General features: G+C 63.5%; 17 protein-coding genes. 10 read left to right on the forward strand and 7 right to left on the reverse strand.

The window, feature by feature from the left end:
• The first annotated feature begins 366 nt into the window (after window positions 1-366).
• The 6 genes from proS (at window position 367) to CXR43_RS04120 (ending at window position 5,734) form a co-directional block, all read left to right on the forward strand.
• Window positions 367-1,707 (forward strand): proline--tRNA ligase, encoded by a 1,341-nt coding sequence (proS, locus tag CXR43_RS04095; protein ID WP_103332821.1) that lies wholly within the window; start codon window positions 367-369, stop codon window positions 1,705-1,707.
• 108 nt (window positions 1,708-1,815) lie between these two features.
• Entirely contained in the window at window positions 1,816-2,466 is a 651-nt protein-coding gene (locus CXR43_RS04100; protein ID WP_103332822.1) for a ThuA domain-containing protein, read from the forward strand.
• A gap of 81 nt (window positions 2,467-2,547) precedes the next feature.
• Complete coding sequence (gene trhA / locus CXR43_RS04105; RefSeq protein WP_103332823.1) at window positions 2,548-3,216, forward strand: PAQR family membrane homeostasis protein TrhA; 669 nt, start codon at window positions 2,548-2,550, stop codon at window positions 3,214-3,216.
• Between the two features lie 91 nt (window positions 3,217-3,307).
• Window positions 3,308-4,591, forward strand: a complete 1,284-nt coding sequence (locus tag CXR43_RS04110) for a lipoprotein-releasing ABC transporter permease subunit (protein WP_103332824.1) — start codon at window positions 3,308-3,310, stop codon at window positions 4,589-4,591.
• Window positions 4,584-5,261: an ABC transporter ATP-binding protein gene (locus CXR43_RS04115; protein ID WP_103332825.1), complete on the forward strand. Its 678-nt coding sequence runs from the start codon at window positions 4,584-4,586 to the stop codon at window positions 5,259-5,261. Before CXR43_RS04110 ends, CXR43_RS04115 begins: the two co-directional genes overlap by 8 nt.
• 59 nt (window positions 5,262-5,320) lie before the next feature.
• Window positions 5,321-5,734, forward strand: coding sequence for a c-type cytochrome (locus CXR43_RS04120; RefSeq protein WP_103332826.1), 414 nt, complete (start codon window positions 5,321-5,323; stop codon window positions 5,732-5,734).
• On the opposite strand, the gene CXR43_RS04125 is transcribed toward CXR43_RS04120, so the two are convergent.
• From CXR43_RS04125 to parE, 6 genes are all read right to left on the reverse strand, one after another.
• Window positions 5,735-6,427: a DUF1194 domain-containing protein gene (locus CXR43_RS04125; protein ID WP_103332827.1), complete on the reverse strand. Its 693-nt coding sequence runs from the start codon at window positions 6,425-6,427 to the stop codon at window positions 5,735-5,737.
• Window positions 6,428-6,601: 174 nt separating this feature from the next.
• The gene (locus CXR43_RS18155) at window positions 6,602-6,736 is read right to left on the reverse strand and encodes a hypothetical protein (RefSeq protein WP_267134628.1); all 135 of its coding nucleotides are present in this window, start codon (window positions 6,734-6,736) and stop codon (window positions 6,602-6,604) included.
• 273 nt (window positions 6,737-7,009) lie between these two features.
• A complete protein-coding gene (locus CXR43_RS04130; RefSeq protein WP_103332828.1) occupies window positions 7,010-7,849 on the reverse strand; it encodes a hypothetical protein in 840 nt (279 codons plus the stop codon).
• A gap of 143 nt (window positions 7,850-7,992) precedes the next feature.
• A complete protein-coding gene (locus CXR43_RS04135) occupies window positions 7,993-8,286 on the reverse strand; it encodes a helix-turn-helix domain-containing protein (protein ID WP_103332829.1) in 294 nt (97 codons plus the stop codon).
• Window positions 8,283-8,618: a type II toxin-antitoxin system RelE/ParE family toxin gene (locus CXR43_RS04140; RefSeq protein WP_103332830.1), complete on the reverse strand. Its 336-nt coding sequence runs from the start codon at window positions 8,616-8,618 to the stop codon at window positions 8,283-8,285. Before CXR43_RS04140 ends, CXR43_RS04135 begins: the two co-directional genes overlap by 4 nt.
• 39 nt (window positions 8,619-8,657) lie before the next feature.
• Window positions 8,658-10,613 carry a DNA topoisomerase IV subunit B gene (parE, locus tag CXR43_RS04145; RefSeq protein WP_103332831.1) on the reverse strand — a complete coding sequence of 652 codons (1,956 nt, stop codon included), beginning with the start codon at window positions 10,611-10,613 and terminating at the stop codon, window positions 8,658-8,660.
• Window positions 10,614-10,764: 151 nt separating this feature from the next.
• On the opposite strand from parE, the gene CXR43_RS04150 reads away from it, so the two are divergent.
• Window positions 10,765-11,661: an NAD-dependent epimerase/dehydratase family protein gene (locus tag CXR43_RS04150; protein WP_103332832.1), complete on the forward strand. Its 897-nt coding sequence runs from the start codon at window positions 10,765-10,767 to the stop codon at window positions 11,659-11,661.
• Window positions 11,662-11,853: 192 nt separating this feature from the next.
• Here the strand turns inward: CXR43_RS04150 and CXR43_RS04155 are convergent, their stop codons facing one another.
• The gene (locus tag CXR43_RS04155; RefSeq protein WP_103332833.1) at window positions 11,854-12,510 is read right to left on the reverse strand and encodes a glutathione S-transferase family protein; all 657 of its coding nucleotides are present in this window, start codon (window positions 12,508-12,510) and stop codon (window positions 11,854-11,856) included.
• A 201-nt stretch (window positions 12,511-12,711) separates the two neighbouring features.
• Here CXR43_RS04155 and CXR43_RS04160 point away from each other — a divergent pair, with 201 nt between their 5' ends.
• The 3 genes from CXR43_RS04160 to CXR43_RS04170 are packed head-to-tail and all read left to right on the forward strand — an operon-like array spanning window position 12,712 to window position 15,722.
• On the forward strand, window positions 12,712-13,365 hold the full coding sequence (locus tag CXR43_RS04160) for a DUF1007 family protein (RefSeq protein ID WP_103332834.1): 654 nt from the start codon (window positions 12,712-12,714) through the stop codon (window positions 13,363-13,365).
• Entirely contained in the window at window positions 13,353-14,300 is a 948-nt protein-coding gene (locus tag CXR43_RS04165) for a nickel/cobalt transporter (protein ID WP_103332835.1), read from the forward strand. Before CXR43_RS04160 ends, CXR43_RS04165 begins: the two co-directional genes overlap by 13 nt.
• Before the next feature lie 39 nt (window positions 14,301-14,339).
• Window positions 14,340-15,722 (forward strand): MATE family efflux transporter, encoded by a 1,383-nt coding sequence (locus CXR43_RS04170; RefSeq protein ID WP_103332836.1) that lies wholly within the window; start codon window positions 14,340-14,342, stop codon window positions 15,720-15,722.
• The last annotated feature ends 110 nt before the right edge of the window (window positions 15,723-15,832 follow it).

Raw genomic sequence — 15,832 nt, forward strand, 5'->3', positions numbered from 1 at the left:
GGGTTCTGTGATGGGCCTTATGGGAAATGGGGGGGCCGCCGCGCGGTAGGGCGGGGTTCACCCCGCCTTTGCGACCAAGGGCGGGGTGAACCCCGCCCTACCGCAAAATCCATATCGTCTGGTCATTCCAAGGGCAGGGAGGGTCGTTCCACCCGGCACTGGCGAGTTGACCCACCAATGCGCATCGCTTGCCAAATCAATTGCCGCCCCAAATCTTAACAAATCATGAATTCCAGAATCCTAACGCCTTGAAATCATGAAGCCCAACAGCTTGTAACACAGGGGGAAACCCTCACCGCCCTTGCCTGATCCCGGGGAAGCGGCTAACACCCTCGCGACCCCCTTTTCAGCGATAGGCCGCCCCAAATGCGTCTCTCCCGATACTTCCTCCCCGTCCTCAAGGAAAACCCAGCCGAGGCGCAGATTGTCAGCCACCGCTACATGCTGCGGGCCGGCATGATCAAGCAGCAGGCGGCAGGCATCTATTCCTGGCTGCCGCTGGGCTACCGGGTTCTGAAGCGGATCGAGCAGATCGTGCACGAAGAACAGGCCCGCGCCGGGCACATCCCCTTGCTGATGCCCACCCTGCAACCCGCCGACCTGTGGCGCGAAAGCGGGCGCTATGATGATTACGGGCAGGAAATGCTGCGCATCAAGGACAGGCATGACCGCGACATGCTGTTCGGCCCCACCAATGAAGAGATGATCACCGACATCTTCCGCGCCCATGTCGGCAGCTACAAAGACCTGCCGATGACGCTCTACCACATCCAGTGGAAGTTCCGCGACGAGATGCGCCCCCGTTTCGGCGTCATGCGCGGCCGCGAATTCCTGATGAAGGACGGCTACAACTTCGACATCGACAAGGACGCGGCGCTGCACGCCTACAACCGCCACATGGTCAGCTATCTGCGGACCTATGAACGCATGGGCCTGACCGCGATCCCGATGCGCGCAGCCTCGGGCCCCATCGGCGGCGACAACACTCATGAATTCCTGGTGCTGGCCAGCACCGGCGAGTCCGAGGTGTTCTATGATGCCGCCGTGACCGACCTGAAACTGGGCGAACGCGAGGTCGATTTCGACAACCGTGACGAGGTGGCAGGCATCTGCAAGGAATTCACCACGCTTTACGCCCGCACCGACGAGACGCACGACGCCGCCTTGTTCGACCAGATCCCCGAAGAGCGCCGCAAGGTGGGCCGTGGGATTGAGGTCGGCCAGATCTTCTACTTCGGCACCAAATATTCCGAAGCCATGGGGGCCACGGTGGTGACGCCCGAAGGCACCAAAGTCCCGGTCGAGATGGGCAGCCACGGCATCGGCGTCAGCCGGCTCTTGGGGGCGATCATCGAGGCCAGCCATGACGACAAGGGCATCATATGGCCCGAAGGCGTCACGCCCTTCCCGGTGGGGATCGTCAACCTCAAGCAAGGCGATGCCAGCACCGATCTGGCCTGCGAGGGATTGTACAAGGCCCTGGCCGCCAAGGGGCTGGACGCTTTGTATGACGACCGTGAAGAGCGGGCGGGGGCGAAGTTTGCCACCATGGACCTGATCGGCTTGCCCTGGCGCATCACCGTGGGTCCGCGCGGGCTGGCCAATGGCGTGGTGGAACTGACCAGCCGCCGCACGGGCGAGTCCGAGGAAATGTCGGCAGAGGCTGCGGTTGACCGGATCGTGCAGATCTACGAGGGTCATCGCTGAGGGCAACGGTCGGGGGGCTGTCGGCCCCCTAGCCCATCGGTCTCTCGACCTGATGGCGAAACCGACTGGCACCCCCGAAAGTATTTGGACCAAGATGAAGGGGCAAGGATGGCACGCGCATTGATCACCTGGGGCGGATGGGACGGGCACCAGCCGGATGTTGTGGCAGCCTTGATCGCCGGGTGGCTGCGCGAGGCGGGGATGGAGGTGCAGGTCACCGACAGCCTGACCTGCTTTGACGATCCTGCTGCCTTGGCGGAACTGAGCCTGATTGTCCCGGTCTGGACCATGTCAGAGATCGGCAAGGAACAGGCAGAGCATGCCGCGGCGGCGGTGGCGGCGGGTGTGGGTCTGGCCGGCTGCCATGGCGGCATGTGCGACGCCTTCCGCACCTCCGTGACCTGGCAGTTCATGACCGGCGCGCAATGGGTGGCGCATCCGGGCGATGACGGGGTGCGCTATGCCGTGCGGATGGTCAGTGATGACGCGCTGGTGAAAGACATCGGCGATTTCGAGGTCGAGACCGAGCAATATTACCTGCACGTCGACCCGGCTGTGAAAGTGCATGCCGTCTGCGATTTCCCGGTGGTCGAGGGACCGCATTCCCCCAACGGGCCGGTGGCGATGCCGGTGGTCTATACCAAGCTCTGGGGGCAGGGGCGGGTGTATTACAATGCGCTGGGGCATCAGGCCAATGTCATCGACCATGGCCCGGCAGCCGAACTGATGAAGCGTGGCCTGCTCTGGGCCGCGCGCTGACGCAACGTCAGACGCCGCACCGGATTGACCTTTCACCCGGCAGGGCGATCTTGCAGCACTGCCTTTGCATCCGGACCCGTGATGACCCTGCCGAGTGAACATCCCAGACTGATGAAGCGCCCTTTCACACTGGGGGAACTGGTGGCGGATGGGGTGGTGCATGCCCTTGCGCTGCTGGCCGGGATCATGGGATTTTCTGCCCTGCTGTATCACGTGCTGCGACAGGCCGACTTTGGCCTGTTTGCGGCGCTTGCTGTTTATGCCGCAGGATTTTTCCTGATGTTCGGCTTTTCACTGGCCTATAACATGGCCCCGCCTTCGGCCTTGAAATGGATGCTGCGGCGGTTCGACCATTCGGCGATTTATGTCATGATTGCCGGGACCTACACCGCGATTTTGGCGCAGTTTGACCCTGGTGTGATGGTCTGGGTTCTGGGCGCGGTGGTCTGGGCCGGGGCGGTGCTGGGGGTGGTGGTCAAGCTGGCGCTGCCGGGGCGGTATGACCGGCTTTCGGTGGTGGCCTATATCGCCTTGGGATGGATGGGCGTCCTGGCGATCGGGCCTGCGCGGGCCTCCTTGCCGGATGTGTCGCTTTGGCTGATTGTGCTGGGTGGCATCACCTATGTCGGCGGGGTGGCGTTTTACAAATGGCACCGGCTGCGGTTTCACAATGCCATCTGGCATTTGTGCGTGGCGGTTGCAGCCGGGCTGCACTTTAGCGCGATTGCCATCGCTGTTGGCCAGGGCTGATCCCGCCGAAGTGAGACCGGGTCATCTTGGCCTGGCTTGACGCGGGCAACGGCAACAGACACTGTCCGCGCAAAATACAAAGCGAGCAGACATGCCCCAGACCGCCCCCTTTTCCCGCTTTGAACGGATGATCGCCTGGCGCTATCTGCGCGCCAAACGCGCTGAAGGCGGGGTCAGCGTGATGACCTGGATCAGCCTGATCGGCATCACCTTGGCGGTCTTTGCGCTGATCGCCACGCTGGCGGTGCGGGCGGGCTTTCGCGCGGAATTTGTCGATACCATTCTGGGGGCCAATGCCCATGTGACGGTCTATTCGGCAGGCCGGGCGGATGAAAATGGCAATCTGGTCAAGGGCTTTGCGGAATATGAGGCGCTGTCGCAGGCGCTTGCCGCCGTGCCGGGGGTGACTCGCGCCGCACCGATGATCCGCGGGCAGGTCATGGTGTCAAGCCAGGGGGCCACCAATGGGGCCGAGGTCTACGGGCTGTCGGAAGACGATCTGAAATCCATCCCGCGTATCGGCCTTGGCGCGCAGGCCGAAGGCGATATCGACCGGTTTGACGAAGGGATCGCCATCGGCTCGGTGCTGGCGCGCGAGTTGGGGGTGACAGTGGGCGACCGCATCCGCGTGATCTCGCCCGATGGGGTCAGGACGGCTTTTGGCACCAGCCCGAGGGTGAATGCCTATGAGGTGGTCTATGTCTTCACTGCCGGGCGCTATGACATAGATCGCACACGGCTTTACATGCCCTTTGCCGAGGCGCAGAGCTATTTCAACCGCGAAGGCCTGGCGGATGAATTCGAGGTGATGGTTGATCAGCCCGATGATGTGGACCGCTATGCAGCACCCTTGCTGCAGGCGGGGGGCGATGATGCGATTTTGTGGACATGGCGCGACTCGTCCGGGGCCTTCCTGCGGGCTTTGGATGTGGAGGACAACATCATGTTCGTGATCCTGTCCATTCTGGTCCTGATCGCCACGATGAACATCATTTCCGGTCTGATCATGTTGGTAAAGAACAAGGGCCGCGACATCGGCATCCTGCGCACCATTGGCCTGACCGAAGGATCGGTTCTGCGGATTTTCTTTATGTGCGGGGCGTTTACCGGCATTGTCGGTACGGTGCTTGGCGTGGTTCTGGGGTGCCTGTTTGCGCTCTACATCGACCCGCTGTTTTCGGCGGTGAATTACCTTGCCGGGGGTGGGGTCTGGGACCCGTCGATCCGGGGGATCTATGCGTTGCCGGCCAAGCTGCAATGGGCGGATGTGCTGTCGGCCGTGTCCTTGTCGCTCGGGCTGTCGTTCATTGTCACGATCTTTCCGGCACGGCGCGCGGCCCGGATGAACCCGGTGGAGGCGCTTCGCTATGAGTGATCTGGCGCTGGATCTGCAAGGCATCGAGAAGACCTATAACAAGGGCAAACCATCCGAGGTGATGGTGCTGCGCGGCGCAACGCTGTCGGTGAAACCGGGTGAGGTGGTGGCTTTGGTTGCCCCTTCGGGGGCGGGGAAATCGACCTTGCTGCATATTGCCGGGCTGCTGGACACGCCGGATGTGGGGCAGGTCCGGCTGAACGGGCGCGATATGGACGGGCTGGCCGACAAGGCGCACACCGAAGTGCGGCGCGCGGATGTGGGCTTCATCTATCAGTTTCACCATCTGCTGCCCGAGTTTTCGGCGCTGGAAAATATCGTTATTCCTCAACTGGCTAATGGTGCCGACGAGGCCGCGGCGCGGGCGCGGGCGATGGATTTGCTGGCCCGCGTCGGGGTGGGGCCACGGGCAGATCACCGCCCCGCGGCGCTGTCGGGCGGTGAGCAGCAGCGGGTGGCCTTCTGCCGCGCCATGGCCAACGCGCCGCGCCTGTTGCTGGCGGATGAGCCGACGGGCAACCTTGACCCTGCAACCTCGGATCAGGTGTTTGCTGCGCTGATGGATCTGGTGCGTGCCACTGGCCTTTCGGCGCTGATCGCGACCCATAACATGGAGTTGGCCGCGCGGATGGACCGGATTGTGCGGCTGGATCAGGGGCGGGTGGTCTAAGCGCTTGTGCCGGGGCGCGTGCCCTGTCACCATGCGGCAAAGTCCCAAAGGAGGCCGCCATGGCGCAGCCCTTGCCCATTTTCTCGCTGTTTGCAGCCCTTGGTCTGGGGGCCTGCGTGTTTGCCACCGCGCCCGATCCGGTGCCGAGCGGGGCACAGGATTTTGCCGATTTTTGTGCGGGATGCCATGGGCTTAGTGGCAAGGGCGACGGGGAACTGGCTGGCAGATTGGCGCGGCGTCCGGCCGACCTGACCCTGCTGGCGCGCCGCAATGGCGGGACCTTCCCGACCACGCCGGTGATGGCCAAGATCTGGGGCTATACCGGTGGCAAGGGCAGTGATGTGATGCCGAACTTCGGCCCGCTGCTGGACAGTGAGCTGGTTCCCTATGACGGTGGCGATGGCATCCAGACACCGACGCCGGTGCGGCTGGTGCAGATTGCCGAGCATCTGAAAACCATTCAGATCAAGTAGTTATGGGCCGGTTGCCTGCGCGGTTTGCGTGGCCACCGGCGCGCCCGCGATTTCCAGCACCAGCTTGCGGCGGACGGCTTCGGCGAAGGTGTCGCGGCTGGTGGCGGCGACCACAAAGGCACCGGGGCCGCCGATGATCTGATCCTCATAGGCCTGTGCCAGATCTTGGGCGCGGCCGTCGCGCAGGATGGGGAGGCCGTTGATGGTGATGCCCGCCGCCAGCACCTCGGCCCGCGCATCGCTGATGCGGGGGCCGGAGAAGTTTCCGACAGAATCCCCTGAAAAATCAATGACCTGACGCAGGCTGGTGATCTGGTTGTCCTCGATCAGGCGCTTGCCTTCCAAGAGTGCCGCACCAATGGCATTGCGGCCATAGGCCAGGCGCGGCGGTTCCAGCAGGCGGGCGGCGAAGGTCTGCGCCGCCGTCTCTCCGTCGATCACCGTCCAGTCGACCACCACCATCTGATTGGCGGCCCATTCGACATAAGTGACCGCAATCGTGCCGGTGAGTGTGGAAGAAATCGCATATAAAACATCGGGATGCGTGATGGCAGTGGCATAGCCTTGACGCTGGAATTCCACCTCTTCCTGATCAATCGAGCCGGAGGCATCGGCCAAAAGCACCAGTTCCAGATCCACCTCTTGCGCGAGGGCGGGCAGGGGGAAGAACAGGAGGGGGAGGAACCATCGCATGGCAAAGCCTAGCGCGGATGGCGGACGGGTGGCATCACGATGGCGTGGGTGAAATGCGCGTCAAATGGCGCGAAAACGGGTCTGGTTTGCGTATGGCACGCGTCTGGTTTGCGTATGGCTTACGTCATGACGTTGGCGCCGCTGGCGGGGACGCCCCCCGCCGGGGCGCCAAGGCTATTGCTTGACCCGTTTGCCGGCAATCGTGGTGCCATCCTTGGACAGCCCGGCATTGGCGGTGGCCAGCACCTTGACGACCTCTTTCTTCGGCTTCTTGGTTTCCTTGTTGCCCTTGTTCTTTTCCTTGCCCATGGCGCGGTTCCTTTGTGCCGGGGTACCCGCCAGCCCATGCCGGGGGGATCGCTGCCTGCCAGGGGCCGGGGGCCACAGTGCGGAAGGCATCAGGGGCGGTCCCAATGGGGCGGAGCCTCTGGGGGCAGGATGGGCGCTTGGCGGGGGGAAGGCAAGGGGGGTGGGGAGCAGGTTGGGTGGATCGTTTGACCGGGGCACGCCCGGGCGAGGGGCATGAGGTAGGGCGGGGTTCACCCCGCCGATGTGGCGCGGGGCGGCGGGGTGAACCCCGCCCTACGCTTGAGCTGAAACTAACGCGCACTTTCGTTCGAGTTGCCAGTAATCATTGAGCAAGCGGAAACGTCGCAGAGTGGCCTTGTCGGTGGTTAAGAAATACTGGCAGTGCAATCCAAACATAACGTGCAGACAGTCAACATAGCCATTTACTGCGGCCTTTCTTGACTTGTCGTCATTCGTAGAAAGAATTCCTTTGTCGCTCCCCATCTGAAGAACTCCAAGTAGCATTGCGGCTAGCTGAACTTGTTCTGGTCTTGGTACCTTGTCTGGGAAGTAGTATTTTAGTTCGAGGTAAAGGTCGGGATGCTGGTCGAATATTGACCGAAGTGTGAAATCTTGTTTCTGGCTCCAGCACTTCGTTGCCCTTTGCAGTTCGATGTGCCATTGCTCAGACTTCTGATACTTCAGTGGTTGAAGAGTTTGGTCCGATACCAAAGATTCGACAATAAGTTGGGTAGTGCCTGCATTGTCTTTGTCGGCATTAAGCAAAGCCGACAACTGATTATGCAACACGTCGAATAAACTTTGAGCACCACCTCCATTGACAAATCTATAGGCGCTCGCCATGATTTCTAGTTCAAGGGGCTCAATTTTTCTCATTAAATCAATTGCGTTAGCCTCGGTGGAGAGAATTCGATCTGAATCGCGGTAATAGTAGAGCGCCCGAATATCATTGAGCGTTCTCAATTCTCCTTCACCTAGGTCGGTTCTATCATTTAGCAGATCAAACAACGTGGCTTCTGAATAGCAAATTTGGAAATAGTCGCTAAGACTGTTAAGGTCAAATGCCCCTAGCGCGCCCTTGTCAAGGTAAAGGGTCGGTTTTAATTCTATCATTCGGCACCTATCTTAAGAGATCACCATGCCACCACGTCCTGTCATCTTAGCACGGCGCATCCCTCACACAACTGTGCGTTCTCATGAATGTACTGCAACTTCCGTTCCGGTTTTTGCAAATCAGAAGTTCGTCCACACCACTTCTAAACCAACACCCGCTGCACAATCCCCGGCTCTTTCTCGATCAACGCGAGCAGCACGCGGGCCGGGCCGTCGGGTTTGCGGCGGTTGTGTTCCCAGTTCAGCAGGGTGGCTTTCTTGACGCCGATGGAGCGGGCGAAGTCGGCCTGGCTGAGACCGGTTTGGGCGCGGATGGCGCGGACATCGGGTGTGGGCACTTCGATGTGATGGACAATTGCGCCGGTGTCTTCGCCCTGTGCATGGGCGATGGCTTCAAGGAGGCCCCGTTCGATCCGCTTGAACGCTTCGCTGGTCATGTCCGCTTTCCGTAATGTGCGGCGAGCACGTCGCCGAGTTTCAACAGTGCTGCCAGTTCAGGGGCCGACAGGTTGGCCTTTTCGCTTTTGGCAGAGACCGCCAGCAGAATCACCGGGCCGGTGGTTGGGCGGTAGAAATGGATGGTTCGAAATCCGCCGCTCTTTCCCCCGCCAGCCCTGCCGAAGCGCAGTTTCCGAAGGCCGCCACCCAAGGACACGCCAGCCTCTGGGTTTGCGGCGAGGGTGTCGACCAGTTCAGCACGTTCGGCGTCGGTGATGACACCTTTGGCCTGACGCAGAAATTCGTCCAGTTCGATAACCGTCGTCAGCATCTATACGCCATTGGCCTATATGTCAATGGCATACAGCCCTCACACATCCAGCTCCTCCACAAACCGGGCATTCTCCTGAATGTACTGGAACCGCAGTTCGGGTTTCTTCCCCATCAACCGCTCCACCAGATCGCCGGTCATGCCCGGTTCATCCTCGTCAATCGTGACGCGGATCAGTTTGCGTGACTTGGGGTCCATGGTGGTTTCCTTGAGGTCCTTGGCGTCCATCTCGCCCAGACCCTTGAAGCGTTGCACGTCGATCTTGCCTTTGCCGCCCAAGCCCTTGGCGAGCCAGAGGTCTTTTTCGACGTCGTCGGCCACATACATGCGGCGGGGGCCTTGCGTCAGGCGGTAGAGCGGGGGGCAGGCGAGGTAGAGGTGGCCCTTGTCGATCAGCGGGCGCATCTGGGTGAAGAAGAAGGTCATCAGCAGGCTGGCGATATGGGCACCGTCAACATCGGCGTCGGTCATGATGATGATCTTGTCATAGCGCAGGTCATCGACGTTGAACTTGGTGCCCATCGAGACGCCGAGCGCCTCGCAGATGTCGCGGATCTCGGAATTGTCGTTGAGCTTGTTGCTGGCGGCGCCCAGCACGTTGAGGATCTTGCCCTTGAGCGGCAGCAGGGCCTGGGTTTCGCGGGAGCGGGCCCCTTTGGCGGAGCCGCCGGCGGAGTCGCCTTCGACGATGAAGAGCTCGGTGCCTTCGCGGTTTTTCGCGGTGCAATCGGTGAGCTTGCCGGGCAGGCGCAGTTTCTTGGTGGCGGATTTGCGGGCGGTTTCCTTTTCCATCCGGCGGCGCAGGCGTTCTTCGGCGCGCAGGATCAGGAAATCGAGGATGGAGCCTGCGGATTTGGGATCGGCGGCAAGCCAGGTGTCGAAGTGGTCGCGCACGGCAAGTTCGACATAGCGGGCGGCTTCTTCGGTGGCCAAGCGGTCCTTGGTCTGGCCGACGAATTGCGGCTCACGAATGAAGCAGGAGACCAACGCGCAACCGCCGGTGAGCAGGTCGTCGCGGGTGATCTGGTCGGCCTTGCGGTTCTTGACCCGCTCACCATAGGCGCGGATGCCCTTGAGGATGGCGGCCCAGAAGCCGCTCTCGTGGGTGCCGCCTTCGGGGGTGGGGACGGTGTTGCAATAGGACTGGATGAAGCCGTCGCGGGCGGGGGTCCAGTTGATGGCCCATTCGACCGAGCCGGGGACCTGGAATTTCTCGGTGAAGGCGACTTTGCCGGCAAAGGGGCGGTCGGCATAGGTGGTGGACTTCGCGAGGGTGTCGGTGAGATAGTCGGCGAGGCCGCCGGGGAAGTGGAACACCGCCTCCAGTGGCGTTTCCCCATCGTTGACGGCGGTTTTCCAGCGGATCTCCACCCCCGAGAACAGGTAGGCCTTGGAGCGGGCGGCCTTGAGCATGCGGGCGGGTTTCAGGGTGAGGGAGCCGAAGATCTCGGGATCGGGGTGGAAGGTGACGGTGGTGCCGCGCCGGTTGGGGGCAGGGCCAACCTTTTGTACCGGGCCCTGGGGGATGCCGCGGGAGAATTCCTGAACGTAAAGCTCGCGGTTGCGGGCGACCTCGACCCGCATGTGGTCAGACAGGGCGTTCACGACGGAAGCGCCGACGCCGTGGAGGCCGCCGGAGGTGGCATAGGCGTCGCCGCCGAATTTGCCCCCCGCGTGAAGCGTGCAGAGGATGACTTCGAGCGCGGATTTGCCGGGGAATTTCGGGTGCGGGTCGATGGGGATGCCGCGGCCGTTGTCGCGGATGGTGACGGTGTTGCCGGCGTGAAGCTCGATTTCGATCCGGGTGGCGTGACCGGCCACCGCCTCATCCATCGCGTTGTCGAGGATCTCGGCGACAAGGTGGTGCAGGGCGCGCTCATCGGTGCCGCCGATATACATGCCGGGCCGTTTGCGGACCGGTTCCAGACCTTCGAGCACCTCGATCGAGGAGGCGTCATAGGTCGGGGTCGCGCCGGAGAGGAGGTCATTGGCCATGGCATGCTCGATTCTTGTTCTGGGTCAGGGCTGGCGCGCATTAGATCACCCAAGGGACCGGGGATGCAAGATGGGGGGGGCGCAAGATCTGGGGGCATTGCCGTTGTCCCCCCCGCGCCCTAGGTTCGGCTGGCAAAATGGAGGAAATGCGATGCGGGTGTTTTTCACGGGCGGATCGGGCAAGGCGGGCAAGCATGTGATCCCCTATCTGGTGGGGCAGGGGCACAGGGTGCTGAACTTTGACCGGGTGCCGCTGGGGGGCGCCGGCGTGCATGACCTGCTGGGCGATATCACGGACGCGGGGCAGGTCTATTCGGCGATGCATTCCCATGCGGGCTATGACGAGCTGGAGACCGGGCAGGGGGCGCGGGCCTTTGATGCGGTTGTGCATTTCGCGGCCATCCCGCGGATGATGATGTGCCCGGATACCGAGACCTGGCGGGTCAATGTGGTGGGCACCTATAACGTGATCGAGGCGGCGGTGAAGCTGGGCATCGCCAAGGTGATCATCGCCTCTTCCGAGACCACCTATGGCATCTGCTTTGCCGATGGGGTGACCGACCCGCATAGCCTGCCGCTGACCGAAGACTATGACATCGACCCGATGGACACCTATGGCACGTCAAAAAAGGTCAATGAGGTGACGGCGCGCAGTTTTGCGCAGCGGTCGGGGGCGGATATCTATGCGCTGCGGATCGGCAATGTGGTGGAGCCGCAGGAGTATGAGACGCTGTTCCCGCAGTATTTTGCCAAGCCCGAGCTGCGGCGCAGGAATGCGTTCAACTATGTCGATGCGCGCGATCTGGGGCAGATTGTCGATCTGTGCCTGAAGAAGGACGGGTTGGGCTTTCAGGTGTTCAACGCCTGCAATTCGACCAATGGCATGAATATTCCCAATGCCGAGCTTTTGGCGCGGTTCTTCCCGGATGTGCCGGTGACCGAAAAGCTGGGGCCTTGGGACAGCCTGATGTCGAACCGCAAGATCCGGGAGGTGCTGGGCTTTGCGGATGCGCATGACTGGCGTGGCATCCTGCCCGGCCATGGCTGATCAGCCCGGGCCAGAGCTGATCTGAAGGAGCGGCTGCGCCGCGCGGGTTTTACCTCGTCGCGCGGCTGCGCCGCGTCTCCTCAGGTGCGCGCGTTCCGCGCGGGGAGATTTGGCTGGCAGCATTCTCAGTTTGTTCAGGGCAGTGCTGCTTGGCAAAGCCTTTGGGGGAGGCGAAGCCGGGGGCTGGCCCCCCTATTCGGGTTCTGCATTGCGCTTTGACCAGACGGTTTTGAACGCCGGGCGGGCCTGCGCGGCAGAGAGCCAGCGCGCGGTTTTGGGGTAATCGCTGAGCAGGGCGGCATAGGATTGACCGTAGCGCAGGCATTCGGCCACCATGATATCAGCGACGGTGAAGCGGTTCAGCAACCAGTCATGGTTTGCCAGATGTTGTTCCAGCCGAGAAAGCGGGCGTTTGAGCTTTTCGGCGGCGAGCCGGATGATGCCCTGGCCGGTGGGGGTGTCCGCATTGCCGTCACGGGTGGTGTAGAGGATTTCGATGGCGGCAGGTTCCACCGCCGTTGCGGCGAACAGGGCCCATTGTTCCATCACCGAGGCTTCGTCATCCGAGGCGGGCCCCAGGGGGCCGCCGTATTTGCGGGCGATGTGCAGGCAGATGGCGAGGGATTCGGTGAGCAGCAAGGCCCCGTCGCGCATGGCGGGCACCTGCCCCAGCGGGTTGATGGCAAGGTATTCGGGCATGGCGGTGTTCAGCGGCCCATCGGCAGCCGGGGTGCCGGCCAGGCGGTAGGCCTGAATCACCGGAACATGGGTGAAGGGGGCCTTGCATTCTTCGAGCACCCAGAGGGGCCGGATCGCGCGGGATCGGTAGACGCCGTAGATGGTGAGCATCGGGGTTGGTCCTTTTGTGGCTGGCCCGAGGAGGATCTGGCCCGAGTGCAGCACGGCGGCGCGGCGCGGGCAAGGGGGGAAGAGGACGGGGAGACGGGGGGCTGCCTGTGCCGGAACTGTGATGGCAATTCTGCGCCGGGGCCCGGGTCTGGCGCGCTGGGGGCCATGGCGGCGCGATTTGCTTTGGGTTAGGGTTGCCGCATGCGAACCCTGTGGGCTGTCTGTTTTGCTGGTCTGGTGACGGCCCCGGTCGGGGCGGCGGCGCATCCGCATGTGTTTATCGACGCGAGCATCGAGGTGATTTTCGACGGGCAAGGCCGGGCCGAGGCGGTGCGGATCGGCTGGACCTATGATTCGCTGTTTTCCATGACCTATGTGGCCGAACAGGGGTTGGACCCGGATTTTGACGGGGTGCTGACGCCGGAGGAAGAGGCGGCGCTGGCCGGGTTTGACATGGAGTGGCATGCCGAGTTTGCGGGCGATACCTATGCCTTGCTGGGCGATATGCCGCTGGAGCTGTCGCGGCCGGTGGAGTCGACGGCGGCTTACCTGGACGGCTCTTTGGTTTCGACCCATCTGCGCCGTTTGTCGGAGCCGGTGGAACTGGGGGCGGGGGAGTTGGTGGTGCAGGTCTATGACCCGTCTTTCTTTACATCCTATCTGATCGCCGGGACGCCGGTGTTGACCGGGCGGGCGGGCTGCCGGGTGCAGGTTTATGAGCCGGACCGGGCCGCGGCGGATGCGCGGCTGGAGGCGGCGCTGGCAGAGCTGGCGGGCAGTGCCGATGCCGAGACCGAGTTTCCGGCCATCGGGGCCGCCTATGCCGAGGAGGCCCGGATTTCATGCGCGCCGTGATGTTGGCGAGCGGCCTTGCGGTGGCGCTGGTGCTGGCGGGGCTGTGGGGCTTTGGCGGGCTGGAGCCGGTGGCGGCCTGGGCCGGGGCGCAGCAGCGCGCGGTGCAGGAGGCGCTGGCGGCGGCGGTGCGGGCCTTGCGCGGCGGGCAGCCGGGGGCATGGTCGGCGCTGCTGGCGGTGTGTTTTGCATATGGGTTTTTCCATGCGGTGGGGCCGGGGCATGGCAAGGCGGTGATCGGCGGCTATGGTCTGGCGCGGCGGGTGCGGCTGATGCCGCTGGCCGGGCTGGCGCTGGCGTCATCGCTGGCGCAGGCGGCGGTTGCGGTGGCGCTGGTCGCGGGCGGGGCTTATGCGCTGGGCTGGACCCGCGCGCGGATGGAGGGCTTTGCCGAAACGGCGATGGTGCCGCTGTCGCATGGGCTGGTGGCCGGGCTGGGGCTGTGGCTGGTGTGGCGGGGTTTGCGCGGGCTGATGGCGGGGCGGCGGGGGGCGGAGCCTGAGCAGGGCCATCACCACCACCACCACGATCATGATCATGGCAACGGGCCCCGACACGACCATGGCCCTGCCGACGCCTGTGGTTGCGGCCATGCGCATGGGCCGAGTGTGGAACAGGTGGCGCAGGTCACCTCGGCCCGCGATGCGGCGGTGCTGATCGGGGCGATTGCGCTTCGGCCCTGTTCGGGGGCGCTGTTTTTGCTGATCCTGACCTTTGCCATGGGGATCGGCTGGGCCGGGGTGGCGGGCACCTTTGCCATGGGTCTGGGCACCGCGAGCGTAACGGTTCTGGTTGCTGGGCTGGCGGTCTGGGCGCGCGAGGGGGCCTTTGCCGCGCTGCCCGGCGCGGGGCTGGCAAGGGTGTTGCCGGGGGTGGAACTGGTGGCGGGGGCGGTGATTGCGGCGGTCTCGCTGACGGTTTTGGCCGGGTCGCTGTGACGCTTGCCTAAGGGCAGGCGGCGTCGTATCGGTTTGCCCATGATTTCAGCATCTGCCCCCCCGCCAGCGTCGCAATCCGCGACCGATCATGTCCGCGCCACGCTGGCGCTTGGTCTGCCGTTGATCGGCAGCCATGTTGCGCAATTCGGTCTGCATGTGACCGATACCATCATGCTGGGCTGGTATGGCGTGGTGCCGCTTGCGGCGGGGGTGCTGGGGGCGTCGAGCTTTTTCGTGATTTTCATCATGGGGTCCGGGTTTGCGAAGGCCGTGATGCCGATGGTGGCCAATGCGCAGTCGCAGGGCGATGAGGTGCAGGTGCGCCGGGTGGCGCGGATGGGGCTGTGGCTGTCGATCCTGTTCGGAGTGCTGATCTATCCGGTGTTCTGGTGGTCGGAGGCGATTCTGCTGGCGCTGGGGCAGGCCCCGGATGTGTCGGCGCTGGGGCAGGATTATCTGCGGGTGGTGGGCTTGGGGATGATTCCGGCGCTGCTGGTGATGGTCTTGAAGAGCTATCTTGCGGCGCTGGAGCGGACGCAGGTGGTGCTGTGGGTCACGGTGGCGGCGGTGCCGTTGAATGTGGCGATCAACTGGGCGCTGATCTTTGGCAACTGGGGTGCGCCCGAGCTGGGAGTGATGGGGGCGGCCATCGCGACGGTGACGATCCAGGTCTTGTCGCTGCTGTTCTTGTGCGGGTACGCGGCGCTGTTGCCCAGCTTGCGGCGGTATCAGCTGTTCTTGCGGTTCTGGCGGCCGGACTGGGGCGCCTTTGCTGCCGTGTTCCGGCTAGGCTGGCCGATGGGGCTGACCGGGTTGGCGGAAAGCGGGTTGTTTCAGGCGTCGGCGCTGATGATGGGCTGGATCGGGACGGTGGAGCTGGCCGCGCACGGGATTGCGCTGGAGATCACCGCGCTGACCTTCATGGTGCATGTGGGCCTGTCGAATGCGGTGACGGTGCGGACGGGCGGCTTTGCCGGGGCGGGCAATTACGCGGCGATGCGGCTGGGGGCGAAGGTGGCGATTGCCCTGTCGGTGGCGGTGGCGGGGCTGACCATGGTGGTGTTCCTGACCCTGCCCGAGCCGCTGATTTCGGTGTTCATCGACCCGGAGGAGCCGGCGCGCGGGGTGATCCTGGCGGTGGGGGCGTCGCTGCTGGCCTGTGCGGCGCTGTTCCAGATGGCGGATTCGATGCAGGTGATGGCGCTGGGGCTGCTGGCGGGGGTGCAGGACACCCGCGTGCCGATGATCTATGCCGCGATCAGCTATTGGCTGATCGGGATTCCGGCCAGCTATGTTCTGGCCTTCCCCTTGGGCTTTGGCGCGGTGGGGTTGTGGCTGGGGCTGGTGATCGGGCTGGCCTGTGCAGCGGTGAGCCTGATGCTGCGGTTCTGGTCGCGGCTGCCTGCGACATCTGCGGTCTGAGGGCGGGGGGGGGGGCGTTGCCCCCCGCGCAGGCGCGTCCCGCCCGCGTATTTGGCAAAGGTGCAAACCCACTTGCCGGGTTGAGGGGGAGGCAGGGGCGCGCTATCTGG

This window comes from Pseudotabrizicola formosa (genome assembly GCF_002900965.1).
GTDB lineage: Bacteria > Pseudomonadota > Alphaproteobacteria > Rhodobacterales > Rhodobacteraceae > Pseudotabrizicola > Pseudotabrizicola formosa.